General features: G+C 57.4%; 12 protein-coding genes, 1 tRNA gene and 1 pseudogene. 4 read left to right on the top strand and 10 right to left on the bottom strand.

All coding sequences use genetic code 11. The features are described from left to right. Positions 1 to 3: 3 nt before the first annotated feature. The 6 genes from atpA to JF70_RS07205 form a co-directional block, all read right to left on the bottom strand. On the bottom strand, positions 4 to 1662 hold the full coding sequence (gene atpA / locus JF70_RS07180; protein ID WP_045935800.1) for a F0F1 ATP synthase subunit alpha: 1659 nt from the start codon (positions 1660 to 1662) through the stop codon (positions 4 to 6). 46 nt (positions 1663 to 1708) lie between these two features. Then, positions 1709 to 2536 (bottom strand): F0F1 ATP synthase subunit delta, encoded by an 828-nt coding sequence (locus tag JF70_RS07185; RefSeq protein ID WP_045935801.1) that lies wholly within the window; start codon positions 2534 to 2536, stop codon positions 1709 to 1711. 48 nt (positions 2537 to 2584) lie between these two features. Then, a complete protein-coding gene (locus JF70_RS07190; RefSeq protein WP_045935802.1) occupies positions 2585 to 3121 on the bottom strand; it encodes a F0F1 ATP synthase subunit B in 537 nt (178 codons plus the stop codon). A 50-nt stretch (positions 3122 to 3171) separates the two neighbouring features. Continuing rightward, positions 3172 to 3399, bottom strand: a complete 228-nt coding sequence (atpE, locus tag JF70_RS07195; protein WP_015022486.1) for an ATP synthase F0 subunit C — start codon at positions 3397 to 3399, stop codon at positions 3172 to 3174. 131 nt (positions 3400 to 3530) lie between these two features. After that, a complete protein-coding gene (gene atpB, locus JF70_RS07200; RefSeq protein WP_045935803.1) occupies positions 3531 to 4346 on the bottom strand; it encodes a F0F1 ATP synthase subunit A in 816 nt (271 codons plus the stop codon). Positions 4347 to 4537: 191 nt separating this feature from the next. Further along, a complete protein-coding gene (locus tag JF70_RS07205) occupies positions 4538 to 5584 on the bottom strand; it encodes a homoserine O-succinyltransferase (protein WP_045935804.1) in 1047 nt (348 codons plus the stop codon). A gap of 95 nt (positions 5585 to 5679) precedes the next feature. On the opposite strand from JF70_RS07205, the gene JF70_RS07210 reads away from it, so the two are divergent. Then, positions 5680 to 5756, top strand: a tRNA-Met gene (locus JF70_RS07210). A 173-nt stretch (positions 5757 to 5929) separates the two neighbouring features. Here JF70_RS07210 and JF70_RS07215 read toward each other — a convergent pair. From JF70_RS07215 to JF70_RS09010, 3 genes are all read right to left on the bottom strand, one after another. Next, positions 5930 to 7192: a DUF2130 domain-containing protein gene (locus JF70_RS07215; protein ID WP_231578883.1), complete on the bottom strand. Its 1263-nt coding sequence runs from the start codon at positions 7190 to 7192 to the stop codon at positions 5930 to 5932. A 42-nt stretch (positions 7193 to 7234) separates the two neighbouring features. Continuing rightward, complete coding sequence (locus tag JF70_RS09210; protein WP_045935806.1) at positions 7235 to 7456, bottom strand: hypothetical protein; 222 nt, start codon at positions 7454 to 7456, stop codon at positions 7235 to 7237. A gap of 118 nt (positions 7457 to 7574) precedes the next feature. Next, entirely contained in the window at positions 7575 to 7973 is a 399-nt protein-coding gene (locus JF70_RS09010) for a hypothetical protein (protein WP_156149639.1), read from the bottom strand. 765 nt (positions 7974 to 8738) lie between these two features. Here JF70_RS09010 and JF70_RS09015 point away from each other — a divergent pair. Together JF70_RS09015 and JF70_RS07225 are read left to right on the top strand one after the other, a co-directional pair. Further along, complete coding sequence (locus JF70_RS09015) at positions 8739 to 9266, top strand: hypothetical protein (protein WP_156149640.1); 528 nt, start codon at positions 8739 to 8741, stop codon at positions 9264 to 9266. A gap of 321 nt (positions 9267 to 9587) precedes the next feature. Beyond that, positions 9588 to 10595: pseudogene (locus tag JF70_RS07225) on the top strand (aldo/keto reductase). 444 nt (positions 10596 to 11039) lie between these two features. Here the strand turns inward: JF70_RS07225 and JF70_RS07230 are convergent. Continuing rightward, entirely contained in the window at positions 11040 to 12044 is a 1005-nt protein-coding gene (locus JF70_RS07230; protein ID WP_045935807.1) for a LacI family DNA-binding transcriptional regulator, read from the bottom strand. Between the two features lie 166 nt (positions 12045 to 12210). On the opposite strand from JF70_RS07230, the gene JF70_RS07235 reads away from it, so the two are divergent. Next, positions 12211 to 15999 carry a glycosyl hydrolase 115 family protein gene (locus JF70_RS07235; RefSeq protein WP_156149641.1) on the top strand — a complete coding sequence of 1263 codons (3789 nt, stop codon included), beginning with the start codon at positions 12211 to 12213 and terminating at the stop codon, positions 15997 to 15999. Positions 16000 to 16003: the final 4 nt, after the last annotated feature.

Consider the following 16003-nt stretch of genomic DNA (forward strand, 5'->3'; position numbering starts at 1 on the left):
GGTCTACCGCTTCCCGGCCTTGCTGCCGCTCTTGCCGTCGGCCACCAGCTTCTCCTGCTGGACGGCCACAGGCTGCTCCTGGTCCTGATCGGCCTTGTGGCCATCCAGGGTCTGGCCCTTGTGGGTCACGAAGGTCTTGGCGAACTTGTCCACGGCCTTATCCAGGGCCTTTTCGGTGTCGTCGGTGAAGTCCTCCGTGTCGCGGATGGTTTTGAGGATGTCGGTGTTGTGGTCCAGGTAGTCCAGGAGCCCGGACTCGAAGGGCAGCACGTCCTCCAGGTCCAAATCATCCAGCTTGCCGTGGGTACCCACCCAGACGGAGACAACCTGCTTCTCCATGGAGTAGGGGGTGAACTGAGGCTGCTTGAGCAGCTCGGTCAGCCTGGCACCGCGGGTCAGCTGGGCCTTGGAGGCCGCATCCAGATCCGAGGCGAACATGGCGAAGGACTGCAGGGAGCGGTACTGGGCCAGGGAGATCTTCAGGGTCGAGGAGACCTTCTTCAGGGCCTTGGTCTGTGCGGCGCCGCCCACACGGGAGACGGAGATGCCCACGTCCACGGCGGGACGCTGGTTGGAATTGAACAGATCGGACTGCAGGAAGATCTGGCCATCGGTGATGGAGATCACGTTGGTCGGAATGTAGGCCGAGACGTCGTTGGCCTTGGTCTCGATGATGGGCAGACCGGTCATGGATCCGCCGCCCAGGTCATCGGAGAGCTTCGCGCAGCGCTCCAGCAGACGCGAATGCAGGTAGAAGACATCGCCAGGATAAGCCTCGCGCCCCGGCGGACGACGCAGCAGCAGGGAGATGGACCGGTAGGCCTCAGCCTGCTTGCTCAGGTCGTCGAAGACGATCAGGACGTGCTTGCCGCCATACATCCAGTGCTGGCCGATGGCCGAACCGGTGTAGGGGGCTATGTACTTGAAGCCCGCGGAGTCGGAAGCCGGGGAGGCCACGATGGTGGTGTACTCCATGGCGCCGGCCTCTTCCAGGGAGGAGCGGACCGAGGCGATGGTGGTGCCCTTCTGACCGATGGCCACGTAGATGCACCGCACCTGTTTCTTGGGGTCTCCGGACTCCCAGTTGCGTTTCTGGTTGATGATGGTGTCGATGGCGATGGCCGTCTTGCCGGTCTGCCGGTCGCCGATGATCAGCTGGCGCTGACCGCGGCCGATGGGTGTCATGGCGTCGATGGCCTTGATGCCGGTGGCCAGGGGCTCGTCGACGGGATGCCGGTGCATGACGTCGGGGGCCTGAGCCTCCAGGATTCTGCGGCCCTCGCTCTTGATTTCGCCCAGGCCGTCGATGGGCTCGCCCAGGGGGTTGACCGTACGCCCCAGATAGCCGTCGCCGACGGGCACCGAAAGCACCTCACCGGTCCTGTGGACTTCCTGGCCCTCTTCGACACCTGCGAAGTCGCCCAGGATGACCACGCCGATCTCTCGGGCGTCCAGGTTGAAAGCCAGACCCAGCGTGCCGTCCTCGAAGGTCAGCAGCTCGTTGGCCATGCAACCAGGCAGTCCCTCCACATGCGCAATGCCGTCACCGGCCGTACGGACGTAGCCCACCTCCTGGGTGGGGGTGTCCGTCGGCTTGTAGGACTCGACGAATTGGTCGAGCGCCTTGCGCACCACGGCGGGATCAATGGTCATTTCTGCCATGATCACTCCTTATTTCTGTTCTTGTTCAAGTCTGTTGGTCCCCTGCTTATCCTGCCACGGCCATTCGCCGCTTCAGGTGCTTGAGCTGGGTGGCCACCGTGCCGTCGGTGGAGACCGAGCCGTACTGGACCTTCATGCCGCCTAGGACCGAGGGATCGACCACCGAGTTGATGTGGACCGGCTTGCCCAGCTTGCGCCCGTAGACCTCCTGAAGGCGGCTGACCTGCTCGTCCTTCATGGAGACCGCCGTGGTGACGGTGACCATGATCTGGTCCATATGCTCGGAGAAGCGGTCCACCAACCAAACGATAGTGTCTGGGAAGCGCCGTCCGCGCAGGTCGATGGTGGCGTTCAGGGCCATCTGCTCGGTGACCGGATGCATATGCTGCCCGTCAAGGAGCGCCCTGAGCAGGTCGGCCCGGGCTTTGGAATCACTGTACCCGTCCGAGAGCCGGAAGAGCACCAGAGGCATCCCGAGCAGGGCCGAATGGATCTCAGCCAGCTCGCCGGCCACCTGGTTGGTGATGCCCAGAGCATCGGCGTAATAGGCGGTGGCATCCACTGACATGTCCTCGGCCGCGTTGGCGATGTGCACCACACGGCTCCACTGATGATCGGTCAGATCATGGAGGATATCCACGGTCAGCGGATCGGCCTTATCAGCCAGGATGGTGTCGATCACCCGCCACTTGTCCTCAGCAGGACGGGAGGGGTCGGTCAGCGCACGCTCCAGGGGCCTGTTGGCATCGAGCAGGGTCACGAAGGTATAGAGCTCCATGGCCACACGGAGGGCATCCTTCCCCTTGCTCTTGAGCAAAGGGGCATACTTGGCCCTGGTCTCCTTGTCGGAGCTCAGCGAAGTCTCTCCTCGCATGTCACCTCCCCTTTCGCGGAATCAACGTTCCCATCGTCCGCCAATCAGTCATCCTGCCTGCCGCTTGTCCGAGCCCTGGTCCGCGATGATCGAGTCGATCATGGAGGACTGCACGGCATCATCCTGAAGCTGCGAGCCCAGGATTTTGCCGGCAAGAGCCGTAGCCAGCGTGCCCACCTCGCCCTTGAGCGAGACCAGCGCCTGCTGCTGCTGGGTCTTGAGGGATCGCTGGGCGTTCTCGGTGATCTGGTTGGCCTCGGTCTCGGCCCGGGTCCTGGCATCCGCCACGATCCTGGAGGCCTCGGCGCGGGCGTCATCACGGATCTGGGAAGCCTCAACACGAGCCTTGCCCAGCTGATCCTGATACTGCTTACGGGCCTGATCCGCCTCTTCACGAGCCTTGGCGGCCTTCTGGATGTTGCCCTCGATCTTGGACGAGCGCTCATCGAAGATGGCCTGGAACTTGGGCATGAAGAACTTGTAGAAGAAGACGGCCAGGATGACCAGGATGACCAGCGACCAGAAGATGTCGTAAATCGGAGGAATAAACAGCTTGATCCCTTTGCCTACCGCTAGAGCGTACATTGGCTCCTCCTTTCCTTTATCGAAGCCGGATCATGCAAGAATCACACGGCTCAGGCGATGAAGAGCGCCACGAAGCCCAGCAGGGCCAGCACCTCGATCAGAGCCAGGCCGATGAACATGGTGGTGCGCAGCTGTCCGCTGATCTCAGGCTGGCGAGCCATGCTCTCGACGGTCTTGCCGACGGCGATGCCCAGACCCAGCGCGGGGCCGAGAGCTGCAATGCCGTATCCCAGGATGCTCAGATTGCCGGAGACCTCAGCAAGTGTGATGATGTCCATTTATTTTCCTTTCCTCCACCGTTGCCGGTTCTTGGATTGTGGTTCGGCCCCGACCCCCGTCTACTGGTCGGAACCAACGAATATGTGGGCTGCGACCGCTTAAAACGCCGACCGCGGCTTGTTCTTTTCGCTCAACCTTCTTCAGGGTAACTCATGGAGATGTAAACCGTGGTCAGGATGGCGAAGATGTAGGCCTGAAGGGCCGCCACAAAGATTTCAAAGGCCGTCAGGGCGAAGCCCAGAACGAACCAGCCGACGCCAGCCAGTGCCAAAGCCTTATTGCTGACCTCGATGATGTAGAACTGGGTAAAGGCCAGGGTAACCGCCACCAGCAGATGGCCGGCGATCATGTTGGCGAAGAGTCGGATGGTCAGAGAGGCCGGCTTGACGATGACCATCTCCAGAAGCTGGATGGGCGTCAGAATAATATAGAGAGGCCAGGGCACACCAGCTGGAAAGAGCTCCGACTTGAAGTAGCCCCAGACACCCTGCTCCCGGAATCCCGTTACCATGTACTGGCAGAAAGTCCAGATGGCGAAGACCAGAGGCATGGTGATAGTGGCCGTAGCAGCTATGTTCATGCCTGGCACGATGCCACAGAGGTTGAAGACCAGGATGGTCAGGAAGATGGTCGTGATCATGGGCACGTAGCGCTTGCCACGAATCTCGCCCAAGGTGTCATAGACGACCGAGTCACGGATGAACTCGATGACCCACTCAATTGCCCCCTGCCAGCGGGATGGAATCAGCTTGGCCCTTGCGGCAGTGATCCCCAGCACCAGAAGAATGATGACCATGGCCACGAATCTGATCAGGATGATCCGGTTCATGGCAAAGGGCGTTCCCTGGAAAAGAATCTCAGGAGGCAGGAAATCATCGATGGAAGGCAGCTCACTCGGCTTGGCCATGGCCAGACTGAAAGCTTCACTTCCCATTGCCTCTAGCATCTATCGCCTCCTGAACGACACAGTGAACACTATAGCGCGCATGCGACTCATGGCTGCACCGTATGGGTAGTGTAGCCCACACCACGAGCCACGGTAATCATAGATTCATCCAGTGTGTCACAAATAGTGGCCGCAGGTCCAATCCGCACCGCGACGTGGACAGGCCGATGATGAACTTAATGCAATCGTCATTAACTCTTAACAGCGCCCGGAATAAGCCCGTACCCGTCACCCGTCAAGGGCCGATAACCGTCGGTGCGTGGGCAGCCAGGGACGTGTCTGATGGATCGGTCGGTGCCTAGCCGGCCAGCAGCCCGCAGAGTCGGCACCTGGTCCAAGTCGTAGGGGGTGGTCTCGTATACCCAGTTCAGCCAGTTGCGCCAGAGCAGGTTGGCGTGGGCCCGCCAGGAGAAGACCGGCTCCAATGTCGGATCGTCGTGAGGGTAGTAGTTGACCGGGAAAGGCACCTGGTCCAGGCCCTTGGCCATGTCGCGCTGGTACTCGTGGGCCAGTGTGTCACGGTCGTACTCCCAGTGGCCCAGCACGAAGATCTCTGAGAAATCCTGGGTGCTGATAAGCCCCGGGCCGGACTGGGGACCCCAGGTCAGCACCTGCAGATCCGGACAGGCCCGCACCTGGTCCTCGTCCACCCCGGCCCAGCGGGAGTGGGGCTGCAGGGCGATCTCATCGAAGCCATTGGTGATGAAGCAGTATTCGTCCTGCAGATACTGGGGAAAGACCCCGAAGACCTTGCGATCCAGGTCGCGCTTGGCGATGCCGTGGCGGTAGTAGAGCCCGGCCATGGCTCCCCAGCATAGATACATAGTGGAGAAGACGTGGGTAGAGGCCCAGTCCAGAATGTGGGTCAGTTCATCCCAGTAGTCGACTTGCTCGAAGTCCATCTGCTCCACTGGGGCGCCCGTGACGACAAGACCGTCATAACAGTTGTCCTGGAAGGAATCCAGATTCTCGTAGAACTTGACCAGGTGATCCATGCTGGTATGCACAGCCTGATGGGTGGAAGTCTTCATGAAGTCGATCTCCACCTGAAGCGGCGACTTGGAAATCAGTCGCAACAGCTGGGTCTCGGTCTCCACCTTGGTAGGCATCAGGTTGAGGATGACCAGCCTGAGCGGACGCATCTCCTGGCGCTCCGCCTCATGGCTTTCCAGGGCGAAGATGCGCTCCGAATCCAGGATGGATCTGGCCGGCAATCCGGTGGGGATGGTGATAGGCATGACTCTATTATGACCCAGCGCAGGCCTTCCCACACACGGACTTGACAAGTGCGCCGGAATCCGTAACATAGATAACTGCTGTGTTGAACAGCCGACGCGGGGTGGAGCAGTTCGGTAGCTCGCTGGGCTCATAACCCAGAGGTCTCAGGTTCAAATCCTGACCCCGCTACCAGTAAGGCTCGGAATCGTTTGGATTCCGAGCCGTTGTTTTTTCTATCCCAGCGTACTTGCAGCAAATCAGCACGCTGGTCCACGACGCAGTCAGATATGGATGGACCGCCAGACTACAAAATCAAAGAAAGCCGTCTATATCCATCCCTTCACATGACTGCACCGTTCACGATCTCAGGATTCTATCGCCTTCGACTTCTTTACTTCGTCGAACCTGGCCTTCATCGTCTCATTGTTTCTGGTCAGTCTTCGTATGGTTACATCCTGCGCCTTGTTGTTGGCCAGACGAAGCTGGTTCTCGGAACCTAGCAGCGCGTCCTTTATCTTGTTCAGGTGGTTGATGGATTTGTCGATCTCCTCTACTGCATTCTTAAACTTTTTTGAGGCGATATCGTAGTTGCGTCCAAAAGCACTCTTGAAGGAGTCCAGCTCTTCCTCGAAATGCGTTATATCGATGTTCTGTGCCTTCACCTCTTCAAGTTCATTCTTGTATTGCAGAGAGTTCTTGGCGGCATCACGAAGCAGGGTGATTATCGGAATGAAGAACTGCGGACGGACGACATACATTTTCGGATAGCGATAGGAGACGTCCACGATACCCGTGTTGTACAGGTCGCTGTCAGGTTCCAGCAGGGAGACCATGATGGCGTACTCACAATGCTTCTCCTGCCTGTCCTTGTCCAGCTCCCTGAAGAAGTCCTCATTCTTGTGCTTGGTGGAGGTGGTGTCCATCTCATTCTTCATCTCGAACATGATAGACACAATCTCCGTTCCGGAATCATCCTTGTCGCGGAAGATGAAGTCGCCCTTGCTGCCCGTCCTGGCATCGTTGTCCTTCTCGAAGTAGGCATTGGGGAAAGCCGTGGACCGCAGCTTGTTGAACTCGATCTGGCAATGCTGCTCAAGTGTCTCCCCCACCATCTTGGTGGACAGCTTCGCCTTCAGATCACGCAGCCGCTCAATCTGCTCGTCGCGATCCTGGATCTGGACCTCATAACGTTCCTTGAGGGACCTGGCCTCGACCTTGCTCTGCAGCTCCGCCTTGTCAAGGCTGCTCTCCAGTTCCGCTATCTTGGAATCCTTGTCCGCGACGACCGCCTGCAGCTGCGACTTCAGCTGCTCCTTGGAGAGCTTCTCCTCCGACTCCTTCTCAAGCTGCAGCCTCTCAAGCCTGCCCCTGGAATCATCACGCTCCTTCTCCACCGGACTCAGCGCCTGGGCAAGCTCCTGCCTCTTCTGCAACTCAAAAGCATCAAGCTGATTCTGCAATTTGACAATCTCGGCCTCTTTGTCAGCAGCTGCCTTCTGCAACTCGTTCTTGGAATTGGCCTCTGCCAGATCGAGCGTCTGTTGCTTCTCCGACTCGGCCTTGTCCAGTTTGGCGCTCAGATCGTCTTTCTCCTTCTCGACCTTCCTCAAGGCTTCCGAAACAGCCAATTCCTTTGCAGCCTGCTCGGATTCCAGCTTTGCCTGCAGCTCCTATATCTGGGCATCCTTGGCGCTTTTGGTCTTCTGCAAGGTTTGCTCGGCCTGCGCCTGGTCCAGTTCGCGGATCTTGCTATTCTCACGGTCAGCCTGCTCAAGCCGTTCATGAAGCTGCCTGTCAAAATCCTTGTCACGAACCTGCTTCAGGATATCGGCATATCCGGCCTCGTCAATGGTGAATGCGGTTCCGCATTTGGGACAAACAATCTCAGGCATATGCGACCTTTTCTTTCCGAAACTATGTCGAAAACTACCCCCTGCTCTAAGCAGTCTGCGCTGAAAGCCGAGCATCTACGACGCTTATCAAAATTATATTTGATATACGGTGATGCCATTACAAGGATTCAATAATCATGGACCAAGTGATGATCCTGCGGATTGCGCCGCAGGCTCGGCGATGGTCTCCCGCCTGTCTTGCAGCCTCGAAAGCTGCTGCTACAATCGATTTTTCAATGCCAACTGCCTCGGCAATCCACAGTAACGATGCAGCATTCTCCAATTTGTTATAACAATTTTTTGCACTGTTATTTGGCTTCTGCCGGGAATAAGCGCCTGATCCATGCGTTGCATTATCTGTAAACCACTGCACCATATGCTGTTTTTCCGTCCTTGCATGACTATCCGGCGAATTGCCCACCTCTTGGAGATACTTATCGCAATACGGGTAATGCGAGCGCTTGAAACGCAACAAATGCGAAAAAGCACCACAGCTCATATCGTTTCCACTTGCCACATGAGCCTTCCTCATTAAAGGTTAACTTCAACTTTTATCTTGATTGTATCAGCGGGAAATAATGGCAGGTGTCGTTGGCAATTAGTCTGATGGCATTGCTCAGGTCACATCTATGAGACCGGCAAATGCGTTTGTGCTGGCTACCGATTTCTGGCCGAGTGCGCTGGAATCGCCAGCATTTTCATCAGTGTCACCCTCAAACAACTAGGCAGGGGCAGGGGGGGGGGTGCTCTGGACCCCGCTTGCCACGACTCTTGTAGGCATCTGATCGATACAGGCCCCTTTGGCTTACACACTGCATCGCACCTACAAGCGCATTCTGTAAAACGGTATATGCAGTCGCCAATCTGGCATGCTGGACCATTTACATAGATAGAGCTATAAAAATTTTCTTCGCTCTAGCCTCTTTTGATATTGACTGATTGCATGACTGTTGAGCTGATCTTTAATTTCGAAGCGGCTTTCTTATTAAACTCCTTCTTAATAGATGCACATCTTTACTTAAAGCGCTATTAAGATCGCCTGAGCGCGAGGAATAGGTCTCGAACCCATGGTTCATGGATAATTAACCATAGACGAAAACAGCAGTAGTTCATTTTAGCTTAATAATATAAATATTCAGACACGGTTATTATGCGTTTCCGAGCGATATAGATACGATATAATTGAATTTGCAGAGTTGCACCATCACAACGATTCATAGTGATGCTGCAAAAGCACTCGAATGAATGCAGCAAATCATAATGGTAAAAAAGGGGCAAAGCAATGCAACTATTCTCCGTCGATGCACAAGTGGAAATAAATGTGCCACCCGTCAATCAGCCTTACACAAAGCCGTCTCTTGCTATCGATTTCATGACTGAAAACAAAGAGGCCGAAAAGCTAATTACGAACGAATCACCACTTTATGATTCTGGTATGTGTGATGTAGCTTGGCGAATACATGGTCCGGCTAAAAACGAGACATGCTTTGTACTGTTTCCAGGAAAGGACAATACAATTCGTTCCTCTATTTCTAATAATCCCGATACTCCTAAAACCAGCTATTTCATAAGTCAGTCTCTTCCTTATTTGAATACAACTTCAGAAAGCAGAGTGCACTTATTCTCTTATTACGTCTGTCCTAAAAATCATCATATTTATTGGTTATACCGTGGTATTTATACCCTGGCGAAGGAATTCAAATCTACTTTGTCCATTGACCAGAGTACTTCCTCGCTTAATGGAACTAAGCTACCCATAAGCGGGAACATTCCCGTATATCTGTCTTTATGGTCAAGTGCGATTGAATGATGCAGCAATTACTGAAACACTATAAAAGTTAAACGATGTACTTCCATTACTCTTCTTAACGTGCATTTTGAAAAGCTCGCTTTGACTTTAATGGAAGTACATTAGCATGCTTGCACGGTCGATATCGATAACGCACAAACATTGTAATTTTCAAATTGAACTGGCTCGGAGCACACCAAAGTAGGCTTCAGCGTTCATCAAGCATAGATCATCTTCCACTCAGTGAACTAAACACTACATCTATCTTATAAATAGACTTCCACCGACTCGAACTTGCTAGCATGATTGCACCAGCACCAAGGAAGGCCAAGGCGGCTCATCATGCAGTACACACAACTGGGCGAAACGGGCATCAACATATCGAAAATCTGCGTGGGGTGCATGAGCTTCGGCAAACCAGGCACCATGCACGACTGGACACTGGATGAGGAAGGGACTGACACGGTCGTTGCGCACGCACTGGATCTGGGCATCACCTTCTTCGATACAGCCAACGACTACTCCGCCGGGACCAGTGAGGACTATCTGGGAAAGGCGCTTAGGAGGCATACGGGCCGCGACCAGGTGGTCATCGCCTCCAAGGTCTATTTCAAATGAGGGCCGACTTTCATCCAAGGCCATCATCGGGAGATCGATGGGACGCTCAAGCGACTGGGCACCGACTACCTGGACCTCTACATCATCCACAGGTTCGACTATGAAACCCCCATCGAGGAGACCATGGAGGCGCTGAGCGATCTGGTCCAGGCTGGCAAGGTGCGAGCGCTGGGCGCCTCGGCCATGTACGCCAGACAGTTTCAGGATATGCAGAAAGTCGCCCAAGACAACGGCTGGACCCCTTTCAGCGCCATGGAAAACCATTACAACCTGCTCTACCGGGAGGACGAAAAGGACCTGATACCCTTCTGCAGAAAGACGAACGTCTCGCTCATGCCCTACAGCCCTCTGGCCGCCGGACATCTGACAAGGCCCACCTGGACCGCCGACACTCTGCGCAGTGCCACAGACAAGGTCTCGCGCGGCAAGTACGACCGGGCCGAAGGCAACGACCTGGCCATCATTGACCGCGTACAAAAAGTGGCAGAGCAGCATGGGGTACCTATGGCCCAGGCAGCCATCGCCTGGCAGTGGGCCAAAGGCGTTGCTTCACCGATCATCGGTGCCACAAAGGCCCGGCATCTTGACGATGCGGCGGCTGCCCTGGATTTGGAACTCACACCCGAAGAAATCGCCTCCATGGAGGAGCCCTACCTGCCACATGAGACCGTGGGAGCCTTAGACAGCAATCCGCCCCAGGGCGTGGTATTGCTAGACGCAGAGGAGAATTGATTCCGCCAACCTCCCTCCGCGTCCGGACTTCTGCAGTAGACGCTCAAAGGTCGACTTCCCCAGTCGCGCGGAGATCAGACGCAGTGCAGAACAGAAAGCAGTGAGGCCAAGCATGAGGTGGACATCCCATCAAGGGTCCGATCTCGCAGGAAACGCGATCAGCCGGAATCTAAGCCCAATGCGACTCTGAGCGGTGTGAGGTCATGGTATGTCCTTTCTTCACCGAGCGGGATACGAGACACCGAAGGAATCAATTTCAATCACATTGGAAACCAGACTAGACGACCTGCGATCTTAACTTCTTGCGGCAACTCCAGCATTGGCCATTATCGGAAGATAAAAGTTCGTTGAGTAAAAAGTTTCTGTACATTAAAGGGCTCAAGATTCACTTGTGCCAGTGAAATCGCGATTGTATGACCTTCTGAAATCTGCCGGCGAACGGCCTTACAAGGGCATTCTGGTAGAGGCTCGCTGGACTAGCGTGCCCTTGACACATTCGGTGCCCTGGTGACCTCGGCCGTCCAGCATATCAGCCAGGCAGCTGGCTGCCCTGATGCCGATGGCCTTCAGATTCAGGTCGACGCTGGTCAGCGGGGGACGCGAGTTGCCGACAATGACCTGCCGATTGTCAACCCCGACCACCGATACCCTATCCGGCACGGAAACATGCCGGTCATGCAGGATCTCCAGGCACCCCCGGGCTATCTCGTCGTTGCCGCAAGCCACCCCATCGAAGTCGATGCCCTCATCCAGCAAGCCAACCATGGTGCGGCGTCCAGTCTCTTCGTTCCAGCCTCCATATCGAACCGTACGCACGGCAGCCAACCCACGGCTATCCAATTCGGCCATCTCGCCCTTGAGTCGTCTGACCGAGGACTGGAAGGCCGGATCGCCAGCGATCAGCACGATTTTTCTGGATCCACCCTCGACCAGATGCCGGACCATCAGCCGCCCAATATCCTCGTTGTCAGTGACGACCGAGCAGTCATGAGGATCCAGGGACGCCTGGTTGGCATAGACAACCGGCACCGGGCAACCGGTCAGCGCTGGCCGCGGATCGGTACGCCAGCCGACCATCAGCAGACCTTTGACACCATAGGCCAGCAGATTGTCTATGTGATGCTGTTCAAGAGCCGGGTCCCTGCCGGCGTTGCAGAGAAAAACAGGAATAGACTCGACCCCGAAGTAGCTTTCCGCGCCGATCAGGATGGGCATGGAGAATTGGCCGTCCAGGTCCGAAGTGACCAGGCCCACCGACTTGGGCAGGCTGGGAGGCTGGGACTGCTTCTGACGCTCGTTGAGCGAGAAGGAGAGCTCCGCCGCAGCCTTGAACACCTTGGCCCTTGTCGGACCGCTGACCTGTGCGCTGTTGCGCAGCGCCTTGGAGGCCGTGGACACCGCAACCCCTGCCTTGGCGGCAACGTCGGCCAGCGTCACTTTCTTGCTCATCGGATCGCCTCCCGGCTCTGCTGGACTCTAAGCGTCTCCAACCATGGTAATGGAATGAAGCGGTCATCAGACCCTCACAGTCGTATTTTTTCTCATTGAAAATTTTCCTAATCCGGTGTTAGCCTATGGGTGTCCGAACACGGGCGGCAGAGCATCCGCCTGATCAGTGGACAGTGGGAGCGCCACCATGGTCACCTTGTTTCATCCCCAGCCCGGAACCATCCCAGTGACCGCCGTGTCGGGCGCAGTTCTGGCCGATTCAGGGGTCCGACCTAATTGGCTGCTGGATCATGGTGAGGATTCGGCTGTGCAAATTGCGGCCGGCAACCTGATGCGTGATTTTGCGACCGTGACAGGCCGGGCCCAGAGATCGGCCAATCAGATCGACGAAAGCAGCCCGAACATCCGCTTGGGCACTCTGGGTCATTCCAGCTGGATCGATTCAGCTGTCTGCTCCGACCAGCTTGATTTGACTCCACTCAAGGATCCCCAAGGAGAGTATCGCTGGGAAGGCTTCACCTTGCAGGTCGTCGACGGCACACTCTATGTCGTCGGGACCGACCGGCGCGGAACCATCTACGGAATCTACGCCCTCAGCCGGGCCATCGGCATCTCACCCTTGCACTGGTGGGGGAATGTGCCGGCCCGCCGCCATGAGCGGATATGCCTGCCCAGCGACCTGCGCGTCTTCGACTGGCCTTCGGTCCGATACCGGGGCTTCTTCATCAACGACGAGGAAGAGCTGGACGACTGGGCTCGCCTGCACACACCGGACGGAACCATCGGACCGACGACCTACGAAAAAGTCTTCGATCTTATCTTGCGACTGGGTGGTAACTATCTGTGGCCGGCCATGCACGTCAACGCCTTCAACGCCGATCCGCGCAACGGGAGGCTTGCCCAGAGCATGGGGGTGGTCATCGGGAGCAGCCACTGCGACATGCTCCTGCGGAGCAACCAGCATGAGTGGGACCCCTGGGTAGCCTCCCAGGGCAGGCATGTGGACTATGACTATTCGCTGCCAGGAGGCAACCGGGATATGATTCGGCGCTACTGGTCGCAGAGCGTGGACATGAACCGGAACTACGAGGTCACCTGGACCCTGGGCATGCGCGGTATACACGACACGGGCCTGACCACGCGCGCCATCGACGAGGATCCGAACCTGGATCAGGAGGGCCGCCTGCGAGCGCGGGTCGATCTGCTCGGTCGGATCATTCACGACCAGAGGGACATCCTGCGTGAGCACCTGGGTCGATCACCACAAGAGGTCCCACAGCTCTTCATTCCTTACAAGGAGGTGCTGCCCCTCTACGACGCGGGCCTGGACCTGCCCGAAGATGTGACCATCATGTGGGTCAACGACAACTACGGGTATATGCGCCGCTTCCCCAATCAGGACGAACAGGCACGCAGCGGAGGCAATGGAGTCTACTACCACAGCTCCTACTGGGCGCCGCCGAGGACCAGCTACCGGTGTACTTCATCCACTCCCCTGGCTCTGATGAACGACCAGCTGGGCAAGTGCTGGGATCGGGGCATCCGCCGGGTATGGGTGGATAATCTGGGAGCCATCAAACGCCTGGAGCTGGAGGGATCCTACTTCCTCCATCTGGCCTGGAATGCTGACGAGGATCACCGCAGTCTGTCGGCCCGGGACTTCGTGGCCGCCTGGTTCGACCAGACCTTCGATGACGATCGCGGCTCTGAGGCTGCCGACCTGTGTATGAGCTACTACCGGATCAATAATCAAAGCAAAATCGAACACCTGCACGAGGACTCCTTTACCCAGACAGGCTACGACGACGAGGCCGGCGGCCGCCTGGCAGCATTACGGGAACTGGCTGAGCGCTCGCACAGTCTTGGCAAGAGCATGAAGCCGGAGTTTCGCGAAGCCTACCGATCTCTGGTGGATCTGAAGATCGCCATGGTCTACTACGTAAACGCCCAGTTCTACCATGCGGACCGCAGCCGTCTTGAGGCCTCCCGGGGCGCCTTGCCGGCCGCCGACAGGCAGATGAGGATCTTCCATCTCTTCCAGGGGATGATCCGGGCTCTGCTCCATTGGTACAACAAGGAACTTGCCCAGGGCTGCTGGGATGGCATCCTCACTCCAAACAGGTTCCCTCCCCCCACGCTGCCTCAGTACCCGGCTTGCAGACCGGTCAAGGTCCAACCGAACCGGAGGCTGATCCTGACGCCACAAGGAGCACAGGAGGGTGCCATGGTCCCCGGCGATAACGATCGCGTCAAGCTGGTCTTTGATCCCTATGGCATCACCGACCGTTGGATTGACTTGGACCTCATGGGCAGCCCTGCCCAGGAAGTGTACCTCAGCGCCGATCAGGACTGGATCCGTCTGCCAGAGGAGCGGCGAATCGTCGGGGACGAGTGGCGAATCCATGTACGGGTCGATAACGCCTCAACCCATGCGGGTCGTCAGGGCACGCTAAACATCATCACCCGTCCCTGCAACCCGGAGACAACCGAAAAAGCCTGGTCGGACCCAATCAGAGTCGATGTTCTGGTAGGTGAGAATCCTGGCCTCAAACAAGGATTCACTGGCTACGTCGAGGCGGACGGCCACATAAGCATGGACCCTTCACGCGGACGCGTCAACCACGACCTCACGGGGGCCACTACTTGGCTGGCGACCCAAGACCTGGGGCGTTTCGGCCCGGACCTGATGCAGACCCGGGGATGGAGCGACCCGGAATCAGGAAGCGGGGCTTGCCTGAGTCTGGACTTTTGGCTGAAGACCCCCGGCCGCCATCGTCTGGAGGCCCACCGGCTGCCCACCCTGAACTCACGTGGGCGAATTCGACTGCGTGTCAGCCTTGATGGCACCCGGGGCGAAATCCTGGAATCGCCCACCACTGACGAGTTCCGTGGCGATTGGCAGGAGACCATCGTATACAACGCCGAGCAACTGACCATGATCCTGCCCTATTTGAAGGCAGGACCCCACCGGCTGCAGCTGATCGCCGTGGACGACTCCTTCGGCATCGACAAAATCGTGATCAACACCGGTCGCGAACGGACCAGCCGGTTGGGACCGGCCTTCAGTACCTGGGTGGCGGACGGCCGGCCCTCCCAACAGGCTGATAATGGGAGCTCTCACTCATCTGACATGGACAGGGCTCAGACCAGCAATCAGATTACGGACCATCAGCCAACGCCCACGGCCGAGGCCTTGGACCGCCCCCTGCGGAATCTGGCTATTGGAGACTACGGAACCGATCCGGACCACGCTCCGAACGAACCTGTACCCTACTTCGACCAGGACTACTGGCTGCACGGCGGTTTGTATACCCGGCCGAAGCTGGTCTGGCCTGCCGGACATCAGCATGAGCAAAAGCTCAGCCAGAACAAGGACACCAACAAGACTCCAGAGCGCATCTACCTTGAGGCCGCCGACTGCCTGAGACAGGACGAAAACGCCTGGCTGTCACAGGATGGGCCACAAAACGGCATGCCTCAGAAGGGCTGCTGGGTTCCCACCGACGCCCCCACTCACAGGGGCCGGGGCCTGGCCATGCGGGCCGAGCCAAGACAACAGCTCTGGCCCGATGCCGGTCGAGCTCCCGGCATGAACCTGTCCTTCCAGGTTGGCAGGCCAGGCAATTACCGGATCTGGCTGCTGGCCCAGTTCGCCTCCGACCTGGAGGACTCCTGCCATGTAATCTTGGACGGCGACCCGCTGGCCCGGACCGACCTCTTCCCCCGAGGAGGGAGACTGATGACCTTTGCCACCGAGCATGTCTGGGGATGGTCGGAAGTGACCGCCGTCCAGCTGACCGGCGGTCGGCACGTCCTGACCTTGGAGCCGGAACGGGCCGGTATGCGCATCGCCCGTATCTACCTGGCCTGCGACGAATCCCGGCCGCCCTTGGATGAGCAGTGGCCCCGTCAGCAAGATGACAGACCAGGGGGCGCACATGGGCTGGACGCCTGAAATC

Source organism: Bifidobacterium mellis (assembly GCF_000967265.1).
In the GTDB taxonomy this organism is placed as follows: Bacteria; Actinomycetota; Actinomycetes; order Actinomycetales; family Bifidobacteriaceae; genus Bombiscardovia; species Bombiscardovia mellis.